Annotated in this window: 9 protein-coding genes and 2 riboswitches; of the genes, 2 read left to right on the top strand and 7 right to left on the bottom strand. The window is 31.3% G+C overall.

Annotated features, from left to right (window positions below; all coding sequences use genetic code 11):
- Position 1 precedes the first annotated feature (1 nt).
- Entirely contained in the window at positions 2-943 is a 942-nt protein-coding gene (locus tag B3R94_RS10065) for a hypothetical protein (RefSeq protein ID WP_291100566.1), read from the top strand.
- Positions 944-1,028: 85 nt separating this feature from the next.
- On the opposite strand, the gene metE is transcribed toward B3R94_RS10065, so the two are convergent.
- Entirely contained in the window at positions 1,029-3,350 is a 2,322-nt protein-coding gene (gene metE, locus B3R94_RS10060) for a 5-methyltetrahydropteroyltriglutamate--homocysteine S-methyltransferase (protein ID WP_291100563.1), read from the bottom strand.
- An 86-nt stretch (positions 3,351-3,436) separates the two neighbouring features.
- Positions 3,437-3,572: riboswitch (cobalamin riboswitch) on the bottom strand.
- A 109-nt stretch (positions 3,573-3,681) separates the two neighbouring features.
- Here metE and B3R94_RS10055 point away from each other — a divergent pair.
- Entirely contained in the window at positions 3,682-4,143 is a 462-nt protein-coding gene (locus B3R94_RS10055; protein ID WP_038336827.1) for an Lrp/AsnC family transcriptional regulator, read from the top strand.
- Between the two features lie 55 nt (positions 4,144-4,198).
- Here B3R94_RS10055 and B3R94_RS10050 read toward each other — a convergent pair whose 3' ends face one another.
- The 6 genes from B3R94_RS10050 to B3R94_RS10025 form a co-directional block, all read right to left on the bottom strand.
- A complete protein-coding gene (locus B3R94_RS10050) occupies positions 4,199-5,788 on the bottom strand; it encodes a DUF5074 domain-containing protein (RefSeq protein ID WP_291100561.1) in 1,590 nt (529 codons plus the stop codon).
- A gap of 38 nt (positions 5,789-5,826) precedes the next feature.
- Positions 5,827-6,684: a DUF4465 domain-containing protein gene (locus B3R94_RS10045; protein ID WP_052217978.1), complete on the bottom strand. Its 858-nt coding sequence runs from the start codon at positions 6,682-6,684 to the stop codon at positions 5,827-5,829.
- A gap of 19 nt (positions 6,685-6,703) precedes the next feature.
- Complete coding sequence (locus B3R94_RS10040; RefSeq protein ID WP_291100557.1) at positions 6,704-7,843, bottom strand: PKD-like domain-containing protein; 1,140 nt, start codon at positions 7,841-7,843, stop codon at positions 6,704-6,706.
- A gap of 9 nt (positions 7,844-7,852) precedes the next feature.
- On the bottom strand, positions 7,853-8,989 hold the full coding sequence (locus tag B3R94_RS10035; protein ID WP_291100554.1) for a YncE family protein: 1,137 nt from the start codon (positions 8,987-8,989) through the stop codon (positions 7,853-7,855).
- Positions 8,986-10,983 (bottom strand): TonB-dependent receptor, encoded by a 1,998-nt coding sequence (locus tag B3R94_RS10030; protein ID WP_291100552.1) that lies wholly within the window; start codon positions 10,981-10,983, stop codon positions 8,986-8,988. Before B3R94_RS10030 ends, B3R94_RS10035 begins: the two co-directional genes overlap by 4 nt.
- Positions 10,984-11,082: 99 nt before the next feature.
- Positions 11,083-11,269: riboswitch (cobalamin riboswitch) on the bottom strand.
- A 74-nt stretch (positions 11,270-11,343) separates the two neighbouring features.
- The gene (locus tag B3R94_RS10025; protein ID WP_286474506.1) at positions 11,344-11,787 is read right to left on the bottom strand and encodes a cytochrome c oxidase assembly factor Coa1 family protein; all 444 of its coding nucleotides are present in this window, start codon (positions 11,785-11,787) and stop codon (positions 11,344-11,346) included.
- Between the last annotated feature and the right edge of the window lie 360 nt (positions 11,788-12,147).

The raw sequence follows: 12,147 nt of genomic DNA, 5'->3' as shown, positions 1-12,147 counted from the left end.
CATGAAACATCCTATTATACTTTTATGTACAATTCTTGTTTCGACATGTAGTTTTGCACAAAAAATTTCGACAAATGATTATGAAGTTAAAACAACTTTAGCTGATTTTAATCTGAAAGGAAAGGTTGAAAAAGTGACTTCAACTGCAACAGATGCAAAAGGAAATACCACAACTTTACCTTTTTTGGAGAATGAGTTTTACAATCAAATTTCGTTAGAATTTAATCAAAAAGGATTGTTAATAAAGCGAACAAATTATTTGGATTATCAAGGAAAATTAGCTGTTTATAACTATGTTAATTATGACTACAATAACTCAAATTTTATTGACAAACAGACGAATATAGTTATTAACAATGGTGAAGATCCAAAACGAATTGCTTCAGACAAAACCTTTGTTTATGACAATAAAAATCGGTTGATAAACTTGACCGAAAAGATTGAAGGGAAATCGTCAAAATCTAATTATGAAACGATTTTTAATTATTCGAATAAATTGAATAAAATCACGACAAAAGTGGAAGGTTCTACAATTAGTGAAAATAATTTGACGTATAACAAAAATGGTTTATTGGTTTTGGATGAAATGACTTCTTTTGATGGAAAAAAAGGACGAAAATCGTATTATATTTATGATAAAGAAACGCCTATTTTTCAGGAAGAAATTGCTGGAAATTCGAGCAAAATAATGTTTTTTGAGAATGGAAATATTTCTAAATTACAATCATTTGATGCCAATAAAACGTTAGCCTATCAAGCTGATTTTGATTCGAAAAATGAAATTGTCAACTTTAAAAAACAATCGTTCCGAAATGGACAAACTGTTTTAACTTCTTATCAAGTTTCGTATGAATATGATTCGAAAAACAATTGGATAAAAGCCTCTATTTCAACTAATGGAGAATTGAAATATGTTGTAAAACGAACGATAAATTATTATTAAAACACAAAAGGTTGAGCGTTACTCAACCTTTCTTCACAAATAAATAACACTACACTACTTAAATCATAAAAGTAGGATGTTAAGCTTAAATCGCTTTTGGCGTATATATTTTTCTTAATTCTTTTGTCGCCGCAACCATTTCAATTAAAGCTTTTTCGGTTTCTTCCCAATGACGCGTTTTTAGTCCACAATCAGGATTCACCCATAATTGATCTGCCGGTATAACTTTTGCCGCTTTCTCTATCAAATCAACCATTTCTTCTTTCGACGGAACGCGAGGCGAGTGAATATCATAAACTCCAGGTCCGATATCATTTGGATAATTAAAATCTGAAAAAGCATTTAACAATTCCATTTGACTACGTGAACATTCAATTGTAATAACATCCGCATCTAAATCAGCAATATTTTGAATAATATCGTTGAATTCTGAATAACACATATGCGTATGAATTTGAGTAGAATCATCAACATTACTTGAAGCTAATTTGAATGAATCAACCGCCCATTTCAAATAATTTTGCCATTCATCTTTTCTCAATGGTAAACCTTCTCGAATTGCAGGTTCATCAATCTGAATAATTTTAATTCCAGCTTTTTCTAAATCCGAAACTTCATCACGAATCGCCAATGCAATTTGTTTACACGTCGTAGATCTTGGTTGATCATCTCGAACAAAAGACCATTGCAAAATCGTAACCGGTCCTGTCAACATTCCTTTTACTTTTTGTTCTGTGATAGATTGTGCATATTTCGACCAATAAACCGTCATTGGAACAGGGCGATAAACATCACCAAAAATAATCGGCGGTTTTACACAACGCGTTCCATAACTCTGAACCCAACCATTTTTAGAGAAGACAAATCCTGCTATTTTTTCACCAAAATATTCCACCATATCATTGCGTTCATATTCACCATGCACCAAAACATCAATGCCAATTTCCTCTTGCCATTCTATTGTACGCTTGGTTTCTTGTTTCAATAAAACATCATATTCTTCGGCAGATAATTCTCCTTTTTTATACTTCGCACGCCAACTTCTCACCTCTTGTGTTTGTGGAAAAGAGCCGATTGTTGTCGTAGGAAAAGGTGGAAGATTCAGCACATTTTGTTGCACAATTTTTCGCTGTCCAAAACTATTTGCACGATTATAATCTTCATCTTTTATTGCATTTACTCGTTCTTTTACTTGAGTTTGATGAATTAATAAAGAATTTTTTCTATTATTAATAGAGAATTGATTCGCTTCATATTGTTGAATCAATTTTTCATCATTCGGATTTGAGAAATAATTTTTTAAGAAAGCAACTTCTTCCAATTTTTGCTTAGCAAATGCAAACCAATCTTTGATTGTTGTCGGAAGATTTTTTTCGTTTGTTTCTAAATCTAAATCACAAGGCGAATGTAATAATGAACAAGATGTTGAAATAATAACTCGTTTTTCTCCAATTTTGTTCACAACTTTTTCTATCGTTGAAAGTGATTTTTGAAAATCATTTTTCCAAATATTTCTACCATCAACTAAACCTAAAGAAAGTTTTAATTGAGAAGGAATTTGATTCAATATTTCATCGATTTGATTTTCGTCTCGAACCAAATCAAGATGCAAAATATCAATTGGTAAATTGATTGCTAAAGCTGTATTATCTTTCAATCCATCAAAATAAGTTGCAACCTGAATTGTAAGTTGAGAAAATTCTTTTCTTATTTTTTTGTAAACTTCTTGATAAGCCGTTTTCGATTTTTCTTCTAAATCTAAAGCTAAAAAAGGTTCGTCGAACTGAATTGTATTTGCTCCATGATTGATTAAATCATGAATAATTTCAAAGTAAACTGGCAATAAATTCTGAATTAAGTCAATTCGATCAAATCCTTCTTCTTTTTCTTTTCCTAATAATAAATACGTAATCGGTCCAATTAAAACAGTTTTTGGATTAAAACCTTCTTTTTTAGCAGCGATAAATTCGTTTACAATTGAGTTTGAGAAATATTTAAATTCTTGATTTTTTACAAATTCTGGAACGATATAATGGTAATTGGTATCAAACCATTTTGTCATTTCCATCGCTGTAATATCTAAATTATCTTTTTGATAGCCTCTTGCCATCGCAAAATACAAGTCTAATTCTGAATTCTTTTTATTTAACGCAACCATATTGAAACGTGCTGGAATTGCACCAACTGATAACGTAAAACCTAAAACTTGATCGTAAAAAGAAAAGTCATTACACGGAATTAAATCAATTCCAGCAGCTTGTTGCAAAGCCCAATTTTGTTTGGTAATTATACGGCTTGTTTGCAATAAAGCTTGTAGTTCAATTTTACCTGCCCAATAATTTTCGCAGGCTTTTTTTAGTTCACGGTTAGCGCCAATTCTTGGATAACCTAAAATTTGTGTTTGCATTTTGATTGTTTTTTAATGTTCAAAAACACAAACGCGAGTTGATAAATAGTAAACCTATTTTGACAGACAGACTTCAAATCGCGAAAGTATCATCTTTTGTTTCTATTGGTAATCTGACTTGTAATTTGCATTACTTACAGTTGCGCGACAGCTCGTGATTCTCACACGATTCCCCAATAATTTGTTGTTTATTTCTTTACAAATGTAACAAGACAAAATAAACGATTGTAAAACTCGAAAAAATAAGATTATACCACTTATTATGATTAATTTTACAAAACAAAACACTTAAACAACGATAAAATATCGTGTTGAAAAGAATATTATTTGGATGGAAACATTAGATCAAACCGATTTAGAATTATTAAGAATTCTACAAAAAGATTCGAAATTGACAGTAAAAGCAATTGCTGCTTTAGTTAATTTATCTCCTTCACCCGTTTTTGAACGTATAAAAAGGTTGGAACAACAAGGTTATATCAAAAATTATAGAGCGGTTTTGGATGCAGAAAAGCTGAACAAAGGCTTTATGGTTTTTTGCAGCATCAAGCTAAAACAACATGATCGCACGATTGGGAATAAACTTGTAGAAGATATTTTGTTGATTGATGAAGTGGTGGAATGTTATAATATTTCGGGCGAATATGATTTTATCTTAAAAGTACAAGTTTTGGATATGAAGCAATATCAAGATTTTGTTTTCAATAAATTGGGCGCTTTAGAAAGCATCGGGAGTACGCACAGCTCTTTTGTGATGGCTGAAATAAAAAATACGTACGGAATCAATATTTAATAAAAAACAAAAGGTTGAGCAATGCTCAACCTTTTTTCCACAAATAAATAACACACTACTTTTTGATTACTTTGAAAGTAGAATTGTTAACTTTTATGATGTAAACACCTTTTGGTAAAGAAGAAACATCTAATTGATTTTTCCCTTTTTGAAGTGTTTTCTCTGTCATTTTAGTTCCTGTAATAGCGAAAATTTCAACTTTTGAAGCTTCATTTGTTTCGATAAACAATACATTGTTAACAGGATTTGGATAAACATTAATTGATGATTTATTCAGATCACTTGTTCCTAAAACAGCTGATGAAATCGTGATGTTTTGTGAAACAACTTTTCCATTCGAATTGAAAGAAATTTTGATTTTAGCTGTACCATTTTTTAATGGATTAATTACTAATTCATCTTTTTCATTAATCGAAATTTCAGCTACATCATCATTTTCAATGATTTCTAAATCTTTTACAATCGCTGCTGATAAATTATCTAAATCAGAAACTTTATCTTTCAAATCAATTGTTGTTGCTGTATTGATATGATAAGTCGTCTCTAAATCATTGATAATTGGTGCTGCATTATCTGGAAAAACAGGCATTGAAGGAAACCAATAATACTCACTTAATTTCACAGATTTTTTAAGACTTCCGTTATCAGAAAATCTATGAACAAAATTAATTTGCGAATTAGTTCCCCAACCTGAACCAATAGTAGTTAATACTAGTTCGTTTGTCAATGGATCAATCCTTAAACCTGCTCCATAATATGTTTCCTTTGGTGTCGTATCTTGACCAGGAATTTCTATAAAAGTTTCTTCAAATTTATTATTTGTTACATCGTATTTCACAACATTGATTCCTGATAGAAAATAAATACTATTATCTTGTGTTGAAGAACAAAAAGTACCAGCATTCCAAGCAGAAGGAGTTGGAACTGTTTTCGTAGGAATAGCAATTTCTGTAGTTTCTAAAGTCGTAGGATTTATTTTGACTAATTTTTTAGATAAAGCTCCCCATACATTTCCATCTTTAGATTGCACAACTGAAATAAAACTTCCAGCAATCGTTTGTTTTATTTGATGTGTTTTTGGGTCGATAACTAAAATTCCTCCAGTACTTGAAACAGCAAAAACAAATTTAGATGTACGAATCATATTTCCTACTTGACCAACTTTAGAAGTTCCATCAATCAGAGAACCAATTTTTAAATTCTCAATATCAAAAAGATAAATTCCTTTTGCAGATCCTATATAACCTTTTTTACTATTAATCCCAAGAAAACTTCTACCATCAGCACCAATTGTTTCGAAACTTGCTTTTTTCTGTAATGTTTTCGAATCTGCAACAACTAAACGATTTCCTTGTTTCGAAACAATGTAAAAATTATCACCATAAATTGTTGCAAAAGGAGGCGTAACTCCTAATTCTTCATTGGTATTCACAGTTTTGTAAATATTATAATCGATAGAATAATCTAGATTCATAAAATTAATTGATCCATTTGCTTTACCAAACCAATCTTCATTCACAATAAAAACGCCGTTTGTGTATTCTTTTGTTTGTGCAAAACTTGTTTGAATTGCAGCTATTGTAAAAATCGAAAGTAAAAATTTCTTAATGTATTGTTTTTTTAGAAATCCGAAACCATCATCCAAAAATGACAGCCTCGGATAAAAATATTTAGAATGTTAGATTATTGAATTTTTTCTACTTTTAGTTTATCCATTGTAAAGTATAATGCTGTGTTTGCTCCCCAATCTCCTACATCTGTAGTTTCTAAAAAGAACATTAAATATTTAACTTCTCCTAAAGCAGAAAGATCCACATCTTGCCAATTTGTTGAAATATTATTTATTCCATTTCTAAAATCAACAAAATAATGAGTTACAGGTTTTTCTGTAGTCAATTGTTTATTTGCTGAAACACCATAAATATGAATCGCGAAATAATCTCCTTTTACAAACTTTCTTGCATATGCATCACCATTCAGAATCCCATAATAAGACCAAGGGCTTATTGCTAATTTTACATTTTTTGCTTTGTATTTATTAGCTGTATCAGTAATTTCTACTACACTCGAAAATCTGTCAATCTTAACTTCTTCTCCATATTTCAAAACTTTCTCAGATGGTTTGTGATCAGCGAAAGAGACTAAAAATGGTGTTCCTTGTCCATCTGCACCACCTTTTGCCATTGTACCCCATTGATTATCTAACCAACCGCCTTCTTTATCTATTTGATCAGAATTGTCATTACTATTAGAAACCGTGAATCCCATCCATGTTAAATACTCTGGCCAAGCTGTATGTTTAAACTTGAAAATACCTGAAGTTAATTCAGCGTCTTCTGTATAAGTACCTTCCCAAATTTTTCCTCCGGCTGTAGTAGTTCCTTTTGTTAAATCAAACTTTGATAAATCTAAGGTTTCATATTTTTGTTGATCTACTAATTCAGTATTGTCGTCATCATTATTACAAGAAGTCAATAAAAAGATTGATGATGTAGCAAATAAGAAATTAAAGAATAGTTTCTTTGTAAAATTAAAATTCATTTTATTTAGTTTTGTTATATTATAAATGCAAATCATAAGCTCCTGCAACTTCTGTTGAGATTTCGCCTAACCAACCTGCTTCTTGATTTGTTGCTGTGTAAACTTTGATAAAATCGATTCCCATTAACTTAACTGGATTACCATTTTTATCAACAGCCCAATCGATATCAATGTTTGAATCTTCGCTATTATTTGGTGCATTATCTACATAACCATAAGCCAATTGTTTACCAGTCCAAATACCATTTTTCTCTGTATAATTGCTTTCCAAAAGTGTACCTGAGAATTTTAACTGATCCGAACCAAACCACAATGGATAATATGATTGTTTATGATAAGAATTTTTAGTTTTATAACCTGAATTTCCTTGATTATCTGTCCATTTTACATATTCAGGATTAGGTATTTTATCTTCTTCGGTTGGTTTTTGATAAGAAATACTATAATTTTTTATTGTATTTGGATTCGTGTACTCACTTCCTGCAATTTCGTACCATTCGTCGTCATCTGGTTTTCCGTTTTTATTTTTATCATATGCAACCATCACAATTCCAGGTTCAGAAGATCCAGCAAAACCATTTCCTAAAACTTTAAAATCGCGTTTGTTTGGTTGGTTCATAATCGTATGGTCAAAACCAAATACCACATATCCTCCGTAACCTCCAAGTGTAATCATTGTAGATTTTTCTCCTACTAAAGCCTTAGCAGCTTTGGCTGTCATATCAGCTTGAGTTTCTCCTGTTACATAAGATGGTAAAGCATTTGTGAATTGTCCAACTGCTGGCAAATAATCAAAGACTTGAGAAATATATTTACTGTAAGTAGATAATTCTTGTGTAACATTAACCTTTGTTTTTATCGTTTTAGAAGTTACTCCTGAAGTAATTTCTAATGTTAAATCGTAAGCACCAACTTTATCAGAAACAAAACCTAAGGTTTTCTCATTACCAATAATTTCATTGCCAAGTTTCCATGTATATGTTGCATTTTCGAAACCAGAAACAGTTGGTTCAATTGAAACAATTTTTAAACGTGCTGCATCATAAGATACTTGTAAAGTAGCATTATCAGGATTAGTCTCGATAATGTTTTCATCATCACTACAGCTTTGTATTAAAGCAAAACTTAGTGCGGTTAGTAAGATTTTAGAATATTTCATATGTAAATTTTATTTATAGACAAAAGCAAAGTGAGCAGGAATATTTCCAGCAGCAGTTTTCCATTTAAAAGCACCATTTTTATCAAAACAATAGATGTAACCCATCGAAACATAATTTCCGACATCGGTTAGAAAAAGATCTTTGGTTTGAGGATTTACAGCAATTCCGTAAGGCGTTTCGATTTCATTAATAACAGGATCATTGACCAATGTTTTGTTGATAACTTGTTCTGTTTTGGTATCAATTACACCATAAGTTTTTGTGTATTCGAAAGTTGTGTAACTAAATTCGTTTGAATAATAATAGAGTTTGTTATCAACAATTGTAAAGTTAGAAACAGGAATATCAAATTTCTTTTTGATTTGATGCGTTTTACTATCCAACACATATAAATTTGATGGAACGTTGTAATAATCACCACGAGAAGTCACATATAAATCGCCATCTGCATCTTTTTTTAAACGATGAAGGTTTACTTCAACATCAATTTTATTAGTTTCTTTAAACGTTGATAAATCAATCACAGAAATCGTTTTATCATATTCAGGAACTCGATATCCTCCTGAGTTTGCTACATACAAATTATTCCCAACAACTTCTAATTCTTCTGGCTGATAACCTACGGTCACTTGTCGCGTAACCGATAAATTAATCGTATCTATTTCGACCACTTTTCCCAAAGGCGCTTTCGGATCGATTGTAACAGGACCAGCATACGAAGATGCATAAGCTTTCCCATTTGCAAACGTGATGTAACGACCATTTTCTAAAGGAATTGTTCCCAGATGTTTGGCTGTTCTTACATCCATTACTTCGATAAAATTTGATACGTTGATAACCGCATATAACTTATTTCCATAAATTTTGATATCATTCCCAACATCTCCCAATTCCTTTACCATAGTAGGATTTACGGTTGCATATATGTTTCGATTATAAGTTCCTGTTGTAAAGTCCATATAATCTACCGTAGCCATATTGCTTCCCATATTTCCTTCGTTTAGCAAATAAAAACCAACGACATCTGTTTTTTCGGGATCAGTTACACCTTCTTCTTCTTTCTCAATCAAATAAGTATCTTGTTGACAAGCATAAAAAGTGATTGCTGTTAAAAAACAGACGAATAATTGTTTGAAATTTCTCATAAGTTTGCGCTTAGTATTAGTTTGAATTGTCTTCCTGGCATTGGATAATTTAAAACCACATCATATTGCTGATTCAAAATATTATTTAATTCAAAAGAAACTTTGAACAAATTTTGATTCAACCTAAATTCTTTATGTATTCCTAAATCATTTGTAAACCAAGGATTAAGACGATTTATTTTAATATTATCTTGATGAACATTGTAACGTTCGCCCACATAAATAAAACTGTAATTAAAATTCCATGTTTTATAAGAAGCCGCTAAAACAAAAGAACCACTATGTTTTGGTGTATATGGAATTTGATTTTTGTAGTAACTTTTTTTAGGATTCGAATAATCTAACGCTTGCAAAAAACCATAGTTAAGCATTGGCGAAACCTCTATTTCTCCTAATTGAAATGTTGATCGAATTTTAACATCCAACCCTTTTATTCTGACTTCATCCAAATTGAGCATCGTGAAACGAAACAAACTTCCAGAAGGCGCAGCCACAATTTTATCAGTTACTTCATTGTAAAAAGCATCGGCTTGAATCGTAATATTTTTGAAGAAATTTTGAGATGATTTAGAATAAGTAAAACCAACATTATATTGTGTAGAATATTCTGGTCGAAGATTCGCATAACCAATGTCTGTGTAGTATAAATCGTTGAATGTTGGCATTCTAAAAATACGTTTATAAAACGCTCTGATATTAAAATCGTGAGATTTGAATGGTTGATAATTGGCAATAATTGTTGGCGTCCATATATTTTTATCAGGCGCACTTGTGTTCATTTCTACTGATTCTTTTACAAAAGTTCCCAATAAACTTCCTTGTAAACTCAAACCTCCAAGACGATAAGTTGACGCAAATGCAACAAGATTTGTATGACGAGTAGGAAAAGAAAAATTCTTTAAATCTGCTCCCATATTATTAAACTGATAATCTGTTGCAACATTCACATCCCAATTATCTGTAATCGAATAAAGATTTGTCCAAGAAACATAAAACTCGCGTTGTGTGTACTTATTTTCTGTTTTTACTGTTGAAACTGTATCTGTATAATGAGTGAAATCGTAAGCAAATTTTGCGTTTATCTTCGATTGAAAATTTCTGAATCGTTTCTCATATTTACCTTGAACAAAATAATTTCTATCAACCAAAGTTTGTCCACGTCCATCAAATCGACCACGAACAATTGCCGCAGGAATTCCTCGATCCGAATCATACAAATATCCTTTTACATTCCAATTCGATTGATTTCCTTTTCCGATCAATCCTAATTCCAAACGTTTCGCATCAACTTGTCCATCTCTACGTTTCAAAACTGTATCATAAGCCTTTGTCCCATCTAATTTATTTCGTCGATATCGAAATTTATATTCTCCATTAGACTTAATATATTCTGCACTCAAAACAGCAGATAACCTATCTGTAATTTTTTGTTCTATTCTTGTTGAAGGATTAATTAATTGTATCGAACCTAACTTATAACGAAGCGTGGCATTAGTTTTTTTATCTCCAATGAAAACAGGTTTTTTGGTTTGAAGGTAAATTGCAGAAGCAGAAGCATAATCTTTCGCCGATTGAAAAATATTACTTTTTTGACCATTATATAAAGAAATCACTTCCATATCGTCTAAAGAAAATTTCCCTAAATCGACAATTCCATTCTGTGCATTTCCCAATTGAATTCCATCATAAAAAACTGCAACATGTTGAGATCCCATCCCACGAACATCAATAGTTTTTAAACCTCCAACTCCACCGTAATCTTTGATTTGCACACCTGCAAAAAAACGAACAGCATCAGCCACAGAATGGCTATTTAAAGCCTCTAGTTGCTCTCCCTTCAATTCCTGAACAGGAACAACGGCTTTTGCATTATTCTTTAAGATATTAACTTGCTGAAGCTCTAAAATACTATCATGAATAATTTGCGCAGAGGCAATGCGACATGAAAGCAAAATCAAGCTGCAACAAATAATTATAGTTTTTAGATTTCTCATTTAGCAATAATCAATTGTTGCTAACGAGAGTGTATGAAGAAGTATTGAAAGGACGAACCTATCCAAAATTTGAACTTCACGCTTTAGTCCCCGAAAGCATTCAACATTTATCATTTTGGTAGGTCTTCTGACTTACTCCTTTTTTAGAAATCCTTCCCATTTTATGAACAGTGGATCTATGTATCTAAAAAAAATATGGAGCTTACAGCAGCGGGTCTGTTCAGGATTTTCACCTGATTCCCTGTTACCGAACGATTAAGTTCGCACCAAATGTTAATCAAAAGTAAAATTATTATTTTGAATAAACAATTAAATCTTTATCAATAATGTAAAACAAAAAAAGCTAACTCATTCGTTAGCTTACTCTTTTACTTTATTTATTTCAATAACTTCTCCAGTTTCATCAACCTGAACAGCGATCTTTTCATAATTCCATTTATCAAATTCTTTCTCTCCAACAATAATTGCAGTTCCAGAACCTTTTGTCCCTTTTATTGGAACAGAAATATTAGCTTCTCCAGTATTATTCGATACAGAAATATTTCCACTAAATATTCCATTCGTTTTAACATCCGTACCCAATTTTTGCTGAACTTCAGGATTTTGATTGATAATATTGATTGCATGTTTCGTCACATCACTATCAGATGTTAACTTACTAAAACCCCAAAAAGCGCCTCCAATTAACAATCCAAAAAATAAAATGACAAACGATAAACAGCCAACAGGCACTACCCATTTCCAATTGCGTTTAAACCAACTTTCCTTTGGTAACAATTGATTATCAAATTGATTTTCTTCCATAATGTTTAGGTTTTGAGTAAAGATAATAAATTTGGGCGTTCGCTTGTTAAATTTAAATTATAAACAAAAATAATACTGTTACTTGGAACTTAGCGAAATGAAGAATCTTAAGTTATAAGACGCAAGATTTAAGGCTTAGAGAATAAAAATCTAAGCAAAATATCCCCTTGAGAGGATTATAGAGGTGTTTTCGAGTTCTAAGTTAGTTGTAAAAAGGAAGCCTCTTATTAACTGACTAGAAGCTTCTCGTTTTATAGAACATAGTTTTGAGTTAGCGTAAAGCTTACAGTTCAGCTTAAAGCGAAATCCATAACCACAAAAAAAGCCTCAAGTTATTCACTTGAGGCTTTTAATAAAAAC

The sequence above is a fragment of the Empedobacter sp. UBA7611 genome, from assembly GCF_002484365.1.
Taxonomy (GTDB): Bacteria; Bacteroidota; Bacteroidia; order Flavobacteriales; family Weeksellaceae; genus Empedobacter; species Empedobacter falsenii_B.
The sequence above is the reverse complement of the archived record's forward strand: the minus strand, read 5'-3'. Positions and strand labels throughout refer to the sequence as shown.